A 15,550-nucleotide genomic window follows, 5' to 3' on the forward strand; every position below is an offset into this window, starting at 1 on the left:
AGTCGCCTAGGCCGCGCTGCCCTTGAGGCACTTGAGTGCCTGGAAGTCGCTGCGCACCTTATCGATCCGCTGCACCAGCTTCTGGCGTTGCTGCACGGTGCTTTCGGCCATCAAGTCCACCAGCAGGCTGCGGGCCGCCGCTTCGGTCTGGGCGTAGGCCTGGCGATAGTCCGCCGTCCACAGGCTTTCACGGTCCACCAGCAGTTGCTCCATCTTGCGCGGGAAATCGCTACTGGCCCGTTGATTGACTGCTGCGATGAACTGCGCCTGCCAATGGGCGCGGTTGCCGATCCATTGCTGGTTCTGCGCACCGAGGGCGGTGGACCAGGCCCGCACACGCTCCTGCTGGCTGGTGCTCAACGGGCCAAGCCAGGCATTCAAGCGTTCGCTCATGCGCTCGCTGCGGTCCTTGATCTGCTGTTCCAAGGGCGGCTTGAGGTATTCGTCCTGGCGTTTGCGCAGGTCCTTGGCCAGCGCTTGATCCATCTCGCGCACCTGCTGCTCATCCAGCCCACGCAGCAACTCGATGGCTGACGGGGTAATCTGCCGGGCGACGTCGGCGATTGCCTGCTTGGCTTCGAGGGTGCGGGTTTGCAGGGCGGCATCGCTGACTTGATGGTTGTCGACCATCTGTTGCAGGCGGTCGAGCCAGTCCAGGTAGCCGGGCAATTGGGTGGTGCAGTGCCAGGCCAGGTGTTCCTTGAGGGTGTCGTTGAACCAGCTTTTCTGCCCGGCGTTCATGTCCAGGTAGTCGTTGAGTGTCCATGGGATGATCACATCGAGATTGCGATAGGCCAGGCCCACGCGATTGCAGCCGGCCAGCAGGACGCTCAGGGCCAGCAAGGCCACCAGGATTCTTAACCGACGCAGCATGGGCGAGTCCTTGCACAGACCAGGGATGTTCATCTGAACCCGCCGGGGGCGTGACAGTTCAGCCCATCAATAAAACGACCGCTCGGCCTTTAGGGTCAACAGGCCATCACATTGCGAATTGTGTCCGGAGTAGGCCGAGCAGTCGCTGCCGTTGAGGCTGGAGTCGCTGTAAATCAGGTCCAGGTCCATGCCCATCCATGGCCGCGAGAATTTCACCGACCAGTCGCTGAAGCTGCGGATTGAGCCGCCCTCCACCGAGGCTGGGGCGCCCAACTGATGAGTGGTGTACTTCATGCTCACGCCAATGCCGAAGGGTTGGGTCCCGCCCAGGTCGGCAAACAGGGTGCTGTCGCGCCGGTCGGGGTCGTTGCCCAGTGACACGCCAAACCGATTGCCCAGCAGGTTCAGGCCGCCGTAGAACTCCTGGCTGTCGAGGGGGCTGAGCTTGGGGTAGCTGTAGTGAATCATCCCCAGCTCATAGCCCAGGGTCTGGTCGAACGGGCGCTTGAAGCCCATGTAGGAATCGACTTCGAGGTTGCTGGCGGGCGACAGGCCCATGCTCGGTGAAAACTGGCCGAAATACAGGCCGCTGGCGTGGGTGAGGTCGAGGCCGCCGTGGAACGAGTTGCTGCCCGGAGCGGTGGGTTTGACCAGGCCCTGGGCCATGCTGCGGCTGGGGGTGGTTCCCAGTTTCAAGTCGAAGTCGCCCAGTTCACGCTGGAAAACCTGCGCTTGGGCGAGGGGGCTGGCGAGCAGGGCGCTGACCAGGAATATGCAGGGCTTGAGCATGCGTCACTCCATGAAAAGCGAGGAGCAGTAACCGAAGGAATCGGGCAAACGCCCGTTCTAGAGGTGTGCAAGCATACCGGCGAAAGTCCGGGGTTGAGGCCCGTTCGTCGATTGGCGCAGTTGAATGTGTGTCAGGGGGAGGTTGCTTGCTCTAGTCCTAGCGCCTTGATGGCAAGGCGCTTAGGGACCAGGTGGGGTGCGTAGGCGGCTGCGCGCTTACTTTTTACCCAGGGTGATCTGCTTGGACGGGCCGAAAGTCTGGCCGCTCACGCCCTTGGCGATCTGCTGGATTTCGCCACCGGACTTGAGGAACGCGGCGATTTGGTTGTTGATCGATTCGCTGGTTTCAACGGCGGGAGCTGGCTTTGCTTTGCTGTTGGATGCTTTTACGCGCATGGCGGCCACTAACCTGTAGAAAATTAACTTGGCCAGGCATCGTACATGAAAAGCTTGACAATTGCTTGGTAAATATCTCCCAGGAATAAGCTGCGCTATTATAAAAGCCCGAAGTTGGTCTTTGATCGAAGGCCCTAACTCGCTGTTTTAAATAGAAACCATGGGTAAAAACAGCACCTGGCCATTGCTGCACAGCTCGGGCTTGACCTGACGAGCGGGGCAATTGCCCACAACTGCCCGGCAAACCCGCGATTTTTCAGGGTTGCGCGCCCGGACACGGGACCGCCGCCTTCAACTCGGGTAGAATGCCGCCCACGCAATGAGGGTATTGGAAATGGCTTTAGTCGGGCGCTACAACAGTTTGCAAGTGGTTAAACACACTAACTTTGGTTTGTATCTGGACGGTGCGCAAGATGGCGAAATCCTCTTGCCCAATCGTTATATTCCCAAAGATATTCCCAGTGAAGATGAAGACTGGCTTAACGTTTTTATTTATCTGGACAGCGATGACAAACTTATCGCCACCACTGAAAAACCAAAAGTGCAGGTGGGTGAGTTTGCCAGCCTGAAAGTGGTCGAAGTCAACAGTATCGGGGTGTTCCTCGACTGGGGCCTGCCCAAGGACCTGCTGCTGCCTTACTCCGAGGAAAAGCGCCAACTGACCGCCGGTGAATACTGCGTGGTGCACGTCTACCTCGACAAACACACCAAGCGCATCACCGCCACCGCGCGCCTGGACCGTTACCTGGACAAGACGCCGGCCAACTACACCGTGGGTCAGGAAGTCGACTTGCTGGTTGCCGAAGCCACTGATATGGGCTTCAAGGCAATTATCAACAACAAGCACTGGGGCCTGATCCACAAGAACGAAGTGTTCAAGTTCCTGCGTCCGGGCAAGGAAGAGAAGGGCTTCATCAAGGAAATCCGCGCCGATGGCAATATCAGCCTGAGCCTGCAGCCGGTCGGCGAGCAAGCGGCGTCCAGCCTGAACTCGAAGATCCTCGCCAAGTTGCGTGAAAACAACGGCAGCCTGCCGGTCAGCGACAAGAGCGATCCGACCGTGATCAGCAACTTGTTTGGCGTGAGCAAGGGCAACTTCAAGAAGGCCATTGGTGCGCTGTACAAGCAGGGTCAGATCGTGATTCATGCCGATCGTATTGAACTAAGCTGACTGCAAGCTGCTCTTGGGTAGGAGTCGCTATCGCCGGCAAGCCGGCTCCTACAGTAGGTTGTCGCCATGGGCAAAAAAGTCGTGTTTGCTTACTTCGGTACGTTATTGGCTTTTTTGGTGCTCGATGGCCTCTGGCTTGGCGTGTTGATGGGGCCGACCTACAAGGCCTTGCTGGGGCCGCTGATGCTTGAACAACCGCGATGGCTGCCGGCGGCGCTGTTCTACTTCCTTTATGTATTGGGCTGTGTAGCCTTTGTGGTGGTGCCGGCGCTGGCTAGTGGTGGCTGGCAACGGGCAGCCCGCCTGGGCGCGTTGCTCGGGTTGGTCGCCTATGGCACCTATGACCTGAGCAACTGGGCGACCTTGCAAGGCTGGTCTGCGGGCCTCGCATTGATGGACATGGCGTGGGGCACCTGCCTCACGGCGGCCTGTTGCTCGTTGGGGTACGGGGCGGCGCGGCGCGTCAGCGGCTGACCCGCGCGCGGCAATCAATCAGTGCCCGGGCAGGTCGAAGCAGCAATGCGCCGGCCAGTATCAGGCCGCTGCCCGCAACGATCAGTGCCGGTTGCAAGCCGCCGCTCAGGTGACTGCTTAACGAGGCCAGCAACGGCCCACTCAACTGGCCCAGGGCAAAGCACGCCGTCAGCAACCCCGTGCCGCGTTGCGCCGCGTGGGGCGCGATTTCTCGCAGGCGTTGCATCACCAGTTGCATGCACGCCAGGAACGGCAGCCCGCAGAGCACGACGCCCAGGGCCAAACCCACGCCATTGCCCAACAAACACGCGAAGACGCCAGCCGCTTGCAGCCATAGTGTGGCCATCAACCAGTAGCGCGTGGTGTCGGGGTTGGGCTTGCGCAGGCTGACCAGCAACACGCCCAGGGCCGCCGCCAAGCCAAAGCATGGCCAGAACAGGTCTGCCTGCCAGGCGCCCTGGAACTGCGCGCTGGCCATTTGCGAGAGGAAGGTGGCGGGAATGATGTAGCCCAGGCCATACAGCAGGTAAACCCAGCCCAGATGCGCGATGCTGGCGTTGCGCCCGGCAGCGGCGCTGCTTTGTAGCTCCCCCCTGTGCGGCTTGGGCAGCAATGGCAGGATCACCAGCAACATGCCCAGAGCGACCACGCCATACACCAGCCACAGCGTCGCCGAATCCTTGCCCAGCAGGTTGGAGGCCAGTGCCAGCAATCCCGTCAGCAGGATCCCCAGCCCCGGCCCGGCAAACACCAATGCGCCCAGCCGCGGGCGCCCGGCGGCAATCGCCAGGGGTTGGCTCAGGCCGGTAATCATCACCAGCACCCAGGCGCTGGCCACGCCCGTGCCAAAGCGCAGCAGCAGGTGCGACCAGAAGCCGTTGGCCCAGAACGACGCCAGGGTCAGCAGCACACACAACCACAACCCGCCGAGCAACCGCCCGCGTATGTGGTGATGACTGCGCGCGAACATCGAGTCCACGGCCCCCACGAAGTAGCCCAAGTAGTTGGCTGCGGCGATCAGCCCGGCCTCGGTCAGGTCGATTTGCCCTTCGCTGAGCAAGTGCGGCATCTGTGGGGTAAGGGCGAAGCGGCCAATGCCCATGGCCATCATCAGGGCGATAAAACTGGCGAGTAAACGGATCAGGGGAGACATGGGGCACCTTCCTGCAGAAGCGATGACCCCAGGTTAAGGTGGATTGTTGTTCAGTAAAAATGAATAATACTGAGCAACTTGTTCAGTTAAGGAGAATGGTCGTGGAGTTCAGCCAATTGCGTATTTTCCAGGCCGTGGCCGAGGAGGGCTCCATCACCCGTGCTGCAGAGCGTCTGCACCGGGTGCCGTCGAACCTTTCGACCCGGCTCAAGCAAATGGAAGAGCAATTGGGTGTCGAGTTGTTCGTGCGCGAGCGCCAGCGCCTGCAACTGTCGCCCGCGGGCAAGGTGCTGCTCGACTACAGCACGCGGCTGTTGGCCCTGCATGATGAAGCGCACGGCGCCGTGCAGGGCGGGCAGCCGGCCGGGGACTTTGTGCTGGGCAGCATGTACAGCACCGCCGCGATCCATTTGCCAAAACTGCTGGCGCGCTATCACAAGGCTTACCCGATGGTGAACCTGCAAGTGCAGTCGGCGCCCAGTGGCGAGCTGCTCGAGGGCCTGATCACCGGGCGCCTGGATGCGGCATTGGTGGATGGCCCGCTGGCGTTGGCGACCCTGGATGGTGTGCCATTGTGCGAGGAACGTTTGCTGCTGATTTGCGAGGCGGACCACCCACCGGTACGCGGCCCGCAGGATGTGGCCGGGCGCGCGGTGTTCACCTTCCGACGCAGTTGTTCCTATCGGGCGCGCCTGGAGGCGTGGTTTTCCCACGATCGCGTGGCCATGGGCCGGGCCATCGAGATCGAGTCCTATCAAGGCATGCTTGCGTGCGTGATCGCCGGTTCCGGGGTCGCGTTGATGTCCGAGTCGATGCTCGACAGTCTGCCGGGCAAGGACAGTGTATCGATCCACCCCCTGGCCGAGCCATTTGCCCATGCCACCACCTGGCTGATGTGGCGCAAGGGCATGCTCGGCGCTAATCTCAACGCGTGGATTGACCTGCAGCAAGCGGGCAAGACGCGTCCAGAACAGCAGGCGCACGCGATTGCCTGACCACCCCGTCAGGATTTGTATCAATTCAGTAATGGTTCGTTGCGGTTTCAGGCAAGCATTGCGTAGGACTTAGTACTACTATCTGTAGGAAGCAGCCACAGAATTCCAGCTGCTCGGCACTACCCTCAAAGGGGGCACCATGAAAGAAAAACTGCAAAACTGGCTGCACGACCTCGGCGTCGCACTCGGCTTGATCGAGCCACCGCTGCAACCGGTGCCAATCCGCACCGATGACGAACAGCGCCGCCCGCGTCGCAGGTAAGTCCGCAAAAGCGCTCAGACACAGGGTTTGAGCGCGGTTGTAGGAGCACGCAACACCGCAGATTCGATGTGGGAGTGGGCTTGCTCGCGATTACGCTAAATCAGTCACTGAAAGTTTGACTGACCTACCGTAATCGCGGGCAAGCCCGCTCCCATTTTTTGTTTGGTGTTTATCGCACCCGCTCAAGCCAGCTTCACTCAGGCTGCGTCGGCCGCGGCCACCTCTGGCCGACGCGACAGCACACTCACCAGCACAAAACTCACCACACTCACGCCCAGGCTGTAGTAGATCGGTGTGTTTGCCTCCAAACCATCCTTGATCATGAACCCCAGGGATGTGACAAACCCCAATGCCATGGCGCTGATCGCGCCCGCCGTAGTGGCACGTTTCCAGTAGATCGCCCCGATCAATGGGATCAGCATGCCGCCAACCAGCAGATTATAGGCCAGGGTCAGTGCGCTGATCACATCGCTGACTACCAGGGCGATAGCCAGCACGGCGCAGCCGGTCAGCAGGGTGAACAGGCGGTTGATGTTCAGGCTCGACTGCTTGCCGCCGCGCAGGCGCGGCAGCAGGTCCTCGGTAAGCACAGTGGATGCGGCGAGCAGGCCGGCGCTGGCGGTGGACATCATCGCCGCCAGGGCCGCCGCAATCACCAGGCCGCGCAGGCCATCGGGCAACGACAGTTTGACGATGGCGGCGAAGGCGTTGTTGACGTTGTCCAGGTCTGGGATCAGCACGTGGGCCGCCATGCCGATCAGGGCGCAGGCCAGGCCGTAGAGGATGCAGTAGAAACCGGCGAAGGTCCCCGCATACTGGGCGACCTTTGCGTCGCGGGCGGTAAATACCCGTTGCCAGATGTCCTGGCCGATCAGGATGCCGAAGAAGTAGATCATGAAGTAGGTGATGATGGTGTCCCAGCCGATGCTGGTGAAGCTGAAACTGGCCGCCGGCAGCTTGGCCACCAGCTCATCCCAGCCGCCTACGCGGTACAGGCAGATCGGCAGCAGGATAAACATCAGGCCGATGGTCTTGATCACGAACTGTACGATATCGGTCAGGGTCAGCGACCACATGCCGCCGATGGTCGAATACACCAGCACCACGCCACCGCCCAGCAGGATGGCAGCCCAGAACGGCAGGTCGAACATCACTTGCAATACGGTACCAATCCCCAGGATCGAGGTCACCGCGAGCATCAGCGCGTAGGCCAGCATGATCAGGCCGCTGGCCTGGCGGGCCGTGGGGTTGTAGCGCTGCTCCAGGACCTGGGTCACGGTGAAGATTTTCAACTTGAGCAAGGGTTTGGCCAGAAACAGGTTCAGCGCAATGATCCCTGTGCCCAGCGCCGCGCACAGCCAGAAACCGGAAATGCCATGCACATAGCCCAGGCGCACGCTGCCCACCGTGGACGCGCCGCCCAGCACCGTCGCGGCCATGGTGCCCATGTACAGCGTCGGCCCCAGGTTGCGCCCGGCGACCAGGTAGTCTTCATGGGTCTTGGCCCGGCGCATGCCGAAATAGCCGAGCACAAGCATGCCGGCGGCGTAGATAAGTACGACGAACAGATCCAGGGCCATGGTGGCGCTTCTCCAGTTATTGTTTTTATTGACTGATCAGGTAGCGCGCTACATCAACGGTGCGTGACGCCCGGCAGTACGCAGAGCATTTCGTACAGCAGGTTGGCGCCCAGCAACGAGGTGTTGCCGGTGGTGTCGTAGGGCGGCGAAACCTCCACCAGGTCACAACCAATCAGGTCCAGGCCCTGGCAGCCACGGATGATCTCGATCGCCTGGATGGTGGTCAGCCCGCCGATTTCCGGGGTGCCGGTGCCCGGCGCCCAGGCCGGGTCGATGCCGTCGATGTCGAAGCTCAGGTACACCGGGCCACCGCCGACTTTCTCCCGGACTTCGGCCATCAACGGCGCGAGGGAGTGGTGCCAGCACTCTTCGGCCTGGACCACGCGAAACCCCTGTTTGCGGCTCCAGTTGAAGTCTTCGGCGGTATAGCCCTGGGCGCGCAGGCCGATTTGCACCACGCGGTCGCAATCGAGCAGGCCTTCTTCGACGGCCCGGCGGAAGGTGGTGCCGTGGGCGATTTTCTCGCCGAACATATGGTCGTTGACGTCGGCGTGGGCATCGATATGCACCAGCCCGACCTTGCCGTGCTTCTTGTGGATCGCCCTCAGGATCGGCAGGGTGATGGTATGGTCGCCGCCCAGGGTCAGCGGGATCACATCGTGCTTGAGGATCTCATCGTAGGACTCTTCGATGATGCGCACGGCGTCCAGCAGGTTGAAGGTGTTGATCGCCACATCGCCGATATCGGCCACCGACAGCGAGTCGAACGGCGCAGCGCCGGTGGCCATGTTGTAGGGGCGGATCATCACCGATTCGGCGCGGATTTCACGCGGCCCGAAGCGGGTGCCGGCGCGCAGCGAAGTGCCGATGTCCAGGGGCACGCCGATAAAGGCCGCATCCAGGCCGGCGGCGGTTTGCAGGTGGGGCAGGCGCATCATGGTGGCGATGCCGGCAAAGCGCGGCATTTCGTTGCCGCCCAGTGGTTGGTGAAAGATCTTGTCCACGGCAGGGCCTCATCGTTGTTGTGGTTATCAGGGGTCGATTCTGCGAAATGCCAGACAAGGGAAGAATCGCTGTGGGGAAATACTTAGTTCAGATTTTTCTGAACTAATGCCTGGGGTAGACTCCACCGGGTTGCAAACCCTGTTCCCTGTAGGAGCGAGCTTGCTCGCGAAAAACGTTAACGATTACGCGGGCATTCAGAATGTACGCGGCGCTCTCAGGTTTTTCGCGAGCAAGCTCGCTCCTACAGGGAATGGGCCTGTCAGCCGATTTTTTGCCTGGAGGTTCCATGGCCAGCGCCTTGCCCGACCTGAAACTGTTGCGCATCTTCGCAAGCGTGGTGCGCCACCAAGGGTTTGCCAGTGCCCAGCACGAGCTCAACCTGTCGACCTCGGCCATCAGCACCTACATGAGCCAGCTGGAAGGCGCGTTGGGCCTGGTGTTGTGCCATCGCGGGCGTGGCGGCTTCAGCCTGACCAGCAAGGGTGAGTTGTTTCACCAGGAGACCCTGCGCCTGCTGGGCGAACTGGAGGGCTTCGAGCAATACGCGGCGGCGCTCAAGGGCGAACTGCGCGGCACGCTCAAGCTGGGTGTGCTCGACTCCACGGTCAGCGACAAGGCCCTGCCATTCGCCGAAGTCATCGGCGCCTACAGCCTTGAGCACCCGGCGGTGCATCTGCACTTATCGGTCATGAGCCCCTACGAACTGCAACTGGGGGTGCAGGACAATCGCCTGGACCTCGCCATCGGCGCCTTCTCCAACCGCATGAGCGGCTTGGTCTACATGCCGCTGTACCGCGAACAGCACTGGCTCTATTGCAGCTCGCGGCATCCGCTGTTCAGCGAAAGGCGCATTCCGGAGCAGGTGATCACCCAGCAACGCATGGTCGGGCGCGGTTACTGGAGCCAGGCGGAACTGGCGCGCCACGGCTTCAAGCACAGCGCCGCCACCGTAGAAAGTATGGAGGCGCAGTTGATCCTGGTGCTGTCCGGCGCCTACATCGGCTATTTGCCCGAACACTACGCCCAGGCCTGGGCCGACAAGGGCGACTTGCGGGTGCTGCTGCCGGCGACCTTTGGCTACCAGGCGCCGTTTTCGCTGATCATGCGCCGTGGGCGCAGCCGCGAGCCGTTGATCCAGACCTTCCGCGATTTACTCAAAGCACAGCTCAATCAGGCCTGAACATGTCCAGACCCCAATGCCCCCGCTGCCTGCGGCCAACCACCCACTGCCTGTGCGCACTGATCCCGCGCCTCGACAGCCGCACCCGGGTGTTGCTGTTGCAGCATCCCAGCGAGGTCAACCATGCGCTCAACACCGCACGCCTGGCCGCGTTGGGCCTGGTGAATGCGCAACTGGTGGTAGGTGAAGTATTCGAAGACTTGCAGGCCTTGCTCAACCCGCCGGGCTATCAGGCGCGGCTGCTGTTTCCCGCCGAGGATGCGCAGCCTTTGCAGGCCTACAGCCCATCCAGCCAGCCGTTGCTGCTGGTGGTGCCCGACGGCACCTGGCGCAAGGCGCGCAAGTTGCTGCACCTCAACCCGCTGCTGGCGGCGTTGCCACGGGTGACGCTGGCTGAAGGGGCCGTGTCCCGCTACCGGCTGCGCAAGGCACCGGGGCCGGGGGCGCTGTCGACGGTGGAGGCGATCGTGCAGGCGTTGCAGGTGCTGGAGGCGCCGCAGTCATTCGAGCCCTTGTTGCGGCCGTTCGAGGCGCTGATCGAGGGGCAGATTGCGGCGATGGGGGAAGAGGTTTTCCAGCGCAATCATGGGGGTGACTAGCAGGGGCACCGAGGTGGGGCCATCGCTGGCAAGCCATCTCCCACATTGACCGCGTTGCTCAAGACATGCGCGGTCAGTGTTGGAGCCGGCTTGCCGGCGATGGCGCCCGCCCAAACACCGCTAACGCTCGCGCATCGCCTCCGTGCGTGCCTTCAACACCGGCTTGAGCAAGTAATCCAGCACGCTTTTCTCCCCGGTAATGATGTCTACCGTCGCCACCATCCCCGGGATGATCAGCAGCGGTTTTTTCTCCCCACCCAGATGGTTCTTATCGGTGCGCACCTGGATCAGGTAGAAGCTGTTGCCCTTGTCGTCGGTAATCGTATCGGCGCCGATCAGTTCCAGTTTCGCCGCCAGCCCGCCGTAGATGGTGTAGTCATAGGCACTGAACTTGACCATCGCCTTCTGCCCCGGATGCAAGAACGCCACGTCCTGGGGCCGCACCTTGGCCTCGATCAGCAGGTTGTCTTCCAGCGGGACGATTTCCACCATGTCGCTGCCTGGCTGGACGACGCCGCCGATGGTGTTGACCTTCAATTGCTTGATCACCCCATGCACCGGCGAGACCACGGTGGTGCGGCTGACGCGGTCATCGATGGCGATGCTCGTGGCGGTGATTTTTGACAGGTCGGTGCGTTTTTCGTTGAGTTCCTTGGCGGCTTCCGAGCGGAAGGTCTGTACCGATTCGTCGATTTTGCTCTTGATCTCATTGATCGCCGATTCCGCCCGGGGGATCGCCAGGGTGGTGGCGTTCAGCGAACCGCGGATCTCCACGGCGCTACGTTTGAGGCGCAGGATTTCCACCGGTGATACCGCACCGGTGCCCACCAGGGGCGCCGACATGTTCATCTCTTGTTGCAATAGCGCCAGGCTGGAGCTGAATTGGCCCTGCTTGGAGCGAAACTCCGCCAGTTCCTGGGTTTTCTGCCGCAGTTGTTCACTCAAGGTCCGTTGCTCGCTGCTCAAGCGGCGCTGGCGTTGTTCGAACAGTGAACGTTCGTCTTCGGCCACTTGCGGGGCCTTGGCGATCACTTCATCGGACAATTTGAACGGCCGCCCCTCGGCCTCGGCCGACAGGCGCTCGACCTGGGCGGTGAGGGCATACCGGTCGACTTCGCTTTCGCCCTTGTTCGAGCGGAACCGCGTGTCGTCCAGTTGCAGCAGTTTGTCGCCCTTGTCCACCATCTGCCCTTCACGCACATAAATCTGGGTGACGATGCCGCCCTCCAGGTTCTGGATCACTTGCACCTTGCTCGACGGGATGGCCTTGCCTTCGCCCATGGTCACTTCATCGAGTACGGCAAAGTTGGCCCATAGCAGGGCGCAGATGATCAGGCCGGCGGTCAGCCACACGATAATCCGTGAGCGGCGCGGCGAGTCCTGCAGCGCAGCGCCCGCCAGTTCGGGCATGAATTCGCTGTCGGCGGTTTTGCCAAAACTCTTGAAATAGCCCGGTGACGTGGGAGTGGCTGACATGGTGGGGCTCCTAGACGGCGGCCGAGCCGACACGGCCCTTGCGCAGAGCATCGATCACACTTTCTTTGGGACCATCGGCAACGATGCGGCCGTTGTCCAGCACGATCAGGCGGTCGACCAGGCTGAGCATCGAGGTGCGGTGTGTGACCAAGAGCAACGTCTTGCCCTTGACCCACAGTTCCAGGCGCTGGCGCAGGGTTTCTTCGCTGCTGTTATCCATGGCGCTGGTGGGTTCGTCCAGCAGCAGGATCGGCGGGTCGAGCAGCAGCGCGCGGGCCAGCAACACCGCCTGGCGCTGGCCGCCGGACAGCAACTGCCCGCGCTCGCCCACCGGCCGGTCGAAGCCTTGTGGGTGCTGGCGGGCCAGTTCGCTGACACCGGTCAATTCGGCCACTTCGAGCATCCGCGCATCGCTGATGTAGCGCGCGCCCAGGGTCAGGTTATCGCGCAGGCTGCCGGCCAACAGCGGCAGGTCATGGGCCACATAACCCACTTGCTGGCGCAGGTCGGCCACATCCAATTGGCGCAGGTCGAGGCCATCGAGCAGCAACTGGCCTTCTTCTGGCGCGTAAAAGCCCATCACCAGGCGGCCCAGGGTGCTTTTGCCCGAGCCGCTGCGGCCGATAATCCCCACGCGTTCGCCGGCCTTGAGCTGGAAACTGACCTGGCTCAGGGCCGGGGCATTTTGCCCGGCGTAGCGGAAGGTGACCTGGCTGACTTCCAGGGCGCCGCTCAGTTGCGTGCGTTCCAGTGGGCGCTGCTGCGGGTCGCGCTCCTGGGGCAGGGCCATCAGCGCGTCGGTGCTGCGCATGGTCAACTGCGCCTGCTGGTAGCGGGTGATCAACCCGGCGATCTGCCCCAGCGGCGCCAGTACCCGGCTGCCGAGCATGTAGGTGGCCACCAGCGCGCCGACGCTGAGGCTGCCGGCGATGATGCTGTAGACCCCGGCGACAATCGTGGCCATCCCGGAAAACTGCTGGATGAACAGCGTGCCATTGGTGGCCAGCGCCGAGAGGTTGCGCGCGTGGCTGTCGAGGCGGGTGAGGGCGCCGTGGGTGCTTTCCCACTGGTGCTGGCGCTCGCTTTCGGCGCTGCAGGCCTTGAGGGTTTCCAGGCCGCTGAGGGTTTCGATCAACAGTGCCTGGCGTTCGGCACCCAGGCTCAGGCTTTTTTGCACGGTGTCGCGCAGGCGCGCCTGGATCAGCATCGCAAAGCCGATGGTCAGCGGGAACGCACACAACGGGATGATCACCAGCCAGCCGCCGAGCAGGCTGATCACCACCAGCATCAGCACGGCGAAAGGCAGGTCGATCAGGCTGGTGAGGGTCACGGCGGTGAGGAATTCGCGCAGGCCCTGGAAGTCATGGATGCTCTGGGCAAAACCGCCGATGGTCGCGGGGCGCGCTTTCATCGACATGCCGGTGATGCGCTCGAACAGGGTGGCGGAAAGAATCACATCGGTCTTTTTGCCGGCGGTGTCCAGCAGATGGGCGCGTACCACTCGCAGCACCAGCTCGAAGCCCGTGCCGATCAGCAGGCCGATCACCAGCACCCACAAGGTCGAGGTGGCCTGGTTCGGCACCACGCGGTCGTAGGTCTGCATGACGAACAGCGGCACCATCAGGCCCAGCAGGTTGATCAGCAAACTGGCGAGGATCGCATCGCTGTACAGCCAGCGCGATAGCTTCAGGGTGTCGCGAAACCACGCCTCGACCCGGGGCACCAGCGGCGCGCGCAGGTCTTCGATCTCGTGCCGGGGCCGGGCGAAGAGGGCCTGGCCGCTGTAGGCCGCCTCGAGCTCCTCGCGGCTGACCCACTGTTCGCCGCCCTCGGCTTCGCTGGGCAGGATCAGCGCCTGGCCATCCTCGCCCCAGCGCCGCAGCACCGCGCAGCGGCCTTCTTTGAGCAGCAACAGCACTGGCAGGTTCAACGCCGAGATGGCCTTCAAGTCCCGGCGCAATACCCGCGCCTGCAAGCTGGCCCGGGCCGCCGCCCGTGGCAGCAAGTCCAGGCTCAGGCGTTGCTCTGCCAAGGGCAGGCCGGCGCTCAGGCTGGAGCGGCTGACGGTACAGCCGTGCAGCTTGCACAGGATCAGCAGGCCGTCGAGCAACGGGTCATCAAAGCTCTGGCGCGGGTCGACACCCGGGTTCAACGGTTCCATCTGGCTCACGGCGATCTGCTCCACGTGTTGGCTACTTCAGGTCAGGCAGGTGGGCTTCGCTTCTGACTTCCGACTGGGCAATGGCTTCGGCCGGCACCACCACGCGCTCCTTGTTCAGCAACTCGCCCATGTTGGCCAGCACGCGGTACATGGAGAACTCTTCGGTGTAGCGCACTTCGGTGTAGCGCCGATTGGCGTTGTACAGCTCGTTTTCACTGTCCAACAGGTCCAGCAGGGTGCGTTGGCCCAGGCCGAACTGGTCCTGGTAGGCCGCGCGTACGCGCTGGGTGGTTTCGGCGTATTCGCGGGCGGTGGGGGTCTGGATGCGCGCGTTGTCCATGGCATGCCAGGCCAGGTTGAGGTTCTCGTTGAGCATGCGCAGGGCGTTGTTGCGGATGTCCATGGCCTGGTTGATCTTGTGCGAGTCCGACGCCAGGCGGGCCTTGTCGCTGCCGCCACGGAACAGGTTGTAGTTCATCACCACGCCCACCCGCCATTCGTTGTCGTGGCCCAGGTCGCCCTGCACATTGTTATTGGCACCCACCGCCGCCTCGGCATCGAAGCGTGGGTAGAACGGCGACTTGGCCACTTCGTACTGGCTCTCGGCGGCCATCACGTCGGACTGGGCCGATTTCAGATAGGGGTTGTTCTCCAGCATGCTGCGCCGGGCGCCGAGTTGGTCGCTGGGCAGTTCGCCCTTGATCGAGGCCGGGCTTTCCAGTTCGTCCGGCATGCGCCCGACCACGCTGTAGAAGTTCGATTCGGCGTCTTGCAGGTCGACCAGGGCGGTCTGGTAGTTGTTGTCTGCCAGGGCCCGGCGGGCGGTGGACTGATCGCGGTCAGCGGTGCTGCCGATACCGCGCTCGGTGCGCAGGCCAATCTGGTCGGTGACCCGCAGGTGCGCCTGGAGGTTGTTCTTGGCCAGTGTCAGCAGGTCGCGGCGCTTGAGCACTTCCAGGTACACCTCGACGGTGCGCAGGGCCAGGCTTTCGGCGGTGCCCCGGGTGTAATAGGCGCGGGAGTTGACCACCGCCCCGGTGCGCTGCACTTCGTTGGAGGTGTTGAAACCGTCGAACAGCATCTGGCGCAGGCGCAGTTCCGACTGGGTGTAGTTGTCGGTCTCGGTGTGGTGGTTGCCGCCACGGGCGCGGGTGGTGCTGTTGTCGCTGTAACCGCGGCCGTAGGCGGCGTTGAGGTCGAGGCTGGGGTAGAAACCGCCCTTGGCGACTTTCACATCTTCATCAGCCGACAGCCGGCTATTACGGCTGGCATTGAGTTCCGGGTGAGTGTCCAGCGTGCTTTGGATCGCTTGGGTCAGCGACATCGCTTGGGTGTTGGTGCAGGCCATGGCGATCAGAATCGCGCTGCAGAGGGGGGTAAAGACGCGCATGGGTACCTCTCCTGTGTATCAATGTTGCTGGTCTGTCGCCATTTAT

The 15,550-nt window shown here is 62.4% G+C and carries 15 protein-coding genes; 6 read left to right on the plus strand and 9 right to left on the minus strand.

Annotated elements, in window-relative coordinates; all coding sequences use genetic code 11:
- Positions 1 to 6: 6 nt before the first annotated feature.
- From ACSSVH_RS06965 to ACSSVH_RS06975, 3 genes are all read right to left on the minus strand, one after another.
- Positions 7 to 873 carry a DUF6279 family lipoprotein gene (locus ACSSVH_RS06965; protein ID WP_492634265.1) on the minus strand — a complete coding sequence of 289 codons (867 nt, stop codon included), beginning with the start codon at positions 871 to 873 and terminating at the stop codon, positions 7 to 9.
- Between the two features lie 66 nt (positions 874 to 939).
- Positions 940 to 1,662 (minus strand): TorF family putative porin, encoded by a 723-nt coding sequence (locus ACSSVH_RS06970; protein ID WP_169955611.1) that lies wholly within the window; start codon positions 1,660 to 1,662, stop codon positions 940 to 942.
- Between the two features lie 216 nt (positions 1,663 to 1,878).
- Complete coding sequence (locus ACSSVH_RS06975; protein WP_007946007.1) at positions 1,879 to 2,058, minus strand: PFL_1563 family small protein; 180 nt, start codon at positions 2,056 to 2,058, stop codon at positions 1,879 to 1,881.
- Positions 2,059 to 2,392: 334 nt separating this feature from the next.
- Here ACSSVH_RS06975 and ACSSVH_RS06980 point away from each other — a divergent pair, with 334 nt between their 5' ends.
- Both ACSSVH_RS06980 and ACSSVH_RS06985 read left to right on the plus strand, forming a co-directional pair.
- Positions 2,393 to 3,229, plus strand: a complete 837-nt coding sequence (locus ACSSVH_RS06980) for a CvfB family protein (protein ID WP_038446825.1) — start codon at positions 2,393 to 2,395, stop codon at positions 3,227 to 3,229.
- A gap of 66 nt (positions 3,230 to 3,295) precedes the next feature.
- Positions 3,296 to 3,703, plus strand: coding sequence for a DUF2177 family protein (locus tag ACSSVH_RS06985; protein WP_172313364.1), 408 nt, complete (start codon positions 3,296 to 3,298; stop codon positions 3,701 to 3,703).
- Here the strand turns inward: ACSSVH_RS06985 and ACSSVH_RS06990 are convergent.
- Positions 3,693 to 4,856: a YbfB/YjiJ family MFS transporter gene (locus tag ACSSVH_RS06990; protein WP_492634266.1), complete on the minus strand. Its 1,164-nt coding sequence runs from the start codon at positions 4,854 to 4,856 to the stop codon at positions 3,693 to 3,695. The genes ACSSVH_RS06985 and ACSSVH_RS06990 overlap by 11 nt on opposite strands.
- A 101-nt stretch (positions 4,857 to 4,957) precedes the next feature.
- Between ACSSVH_RS06990 and ptrR the strand changes: the two genes are divergently transcribed.
- Both ptrR and ACSSVH_RS07000 read left to right on the plus strand, forming a co-directional pair.
- Positions 4,958 to 5,851: a putrescine utilization regulator PtrR gene (ptrR, locus tag ACSSVH_RS06995; RefSeq protein ID WP_170043276.1), complete on the plus strand. Its 894-nt coding sequence runs from the start codon at positions 4,958 to 4,960 to the stop codon at positions 5,849 to 5,851.
- Between the two features lie 139 nt (positions 5,852 to 5,990).
- Complete coding sequence (locus ACSSVH_RS07000; RefSeq protein WP_003210728.1) at positions 5,991 to 6,113, plus strand: PA1414 family protein; 123 nt, start codon at positions 5,991 to 5,993, stop codon at positions 6,111 to 6,113.
- 197 nt (positions 6,114 to 6,310) lie between these two features.
- Here the strand turns inward: ACSSVH_RS07000 and ACSSVH_RS07005 are convergent, their stop codons facing one another.
- Together ACSSVH_RS07005 and speB are read right to left on the minus strand one after the other, a co-directional pair.
- A complete protein-coding gene (locus tag ACSSVH_RS07005) occupies positions 6,311 to 7,693 on the minus strand; it encodes a sodium:solute symporter family protein (protein ID WP_170043277.1) in 1,383 nt (460 codons plus the stop codon).
- A 53-nt stretch (positions 7,694 to 7,746) separates the two neighbouring features.
- The gene (gene speB / locus ACSSVH_RS07010; RefSeq protein ID WP_170043278.1) at positions 7,747 to 8,697 is read right to left on the minus strand and encodes an agmatinase; all 951 of its coding nucleotides are present in this window, start codon (positions 8,695 to 8,697) and stop codon (positions 7,747 to 7,749) included.
- Between the two features lie 287 nt (positions 8,698 to 8,984).
- On the opposite strand from speB, the gene ACSSVH_RS07015 reads away from it, so the two are divergent.
- Positions 8,985 to 9,878: a LysR family transcriptional regulator gene (locus ACSSVH_RS07015; RefSeq protein WP_169955617.1), complete on the plus strand. Its 894-nt coding sequence runs from the start codon at positions 8,985 to 8,987 to the stop codon at positions 9,876 to 9,878.
- A gap of 2 nt (positions 9,879 to 9,880) precedes the next feature.
- Entirely contained in the window at positions 9,881 to 10,477 is a 597-nt protein-coding gene (locus ACSSVH_RS07020; protein WP_492634267.1) for a tRNA-uridine aminocarboxypropyltransferase, read from the plus strand.
- A 120-nt stretch (positions 10,478 to 10,597) separates the two neighbouring features.
- On the opposite strand, the gene ACSSVH_RS07025 is transcribed toward ACSSVH_RS07020, so the two are convergent.
- Genes ACSSVH_RS07025 through ACSSVH_RS07035 form a run of 3 tightly spaced genes read right to left on the minus strand, consistent with a single transcriptional unit; the run spans position 10,598 to position 15,504 of the window.
- The gene (locus tag ACSSVH_RS07025) at positions 10,598 to 11,953 is read right to left on the minus strand and encodes an HlyD family type I secretion periplasmic adaptor subunit (protein ID WP_169955619.1); all 1,356 of its coding nucleotides are present in this window, start codon (positions 11,951 to 11,953) and stop codon (positions 10,598 to 10,600) included.
- Positions 11,954 to 11,963: 10 nt separating this feature from the next.
- Positions 11,964 to 14,123 (minus strand): type I secretion system permease/ATPase, encoded by a 2,160-nt coding sequence (locus ACSSVH_RS07030; RefSeq protein WP_492634268.1) that lies wholly within the window; start codon positions 14,121 to 14,123, stop codon positions 11,964 to 11,966.
- A 22-nt stretch (positions 14,124 to 14,145) separates the two neighbouring features.
- Positions 14,146 to 15,504 (minus strand): TolC family outer membrane protein, encoded by a 1,359-nt coding sequence (locus tag ACSSVH_RS07035; protein ID WP_169955621.1) that lies wholly within the window; start codon positions 15,502 to 15,504, stop codon positions 14,146 to 14,148.
- Positions 15,505 to 15,550 lie beyond the last annotated feature (46 nt).

It is taken from the genome of Pseudomonas sp. HC1(2025), assembly GCF_058742075.1.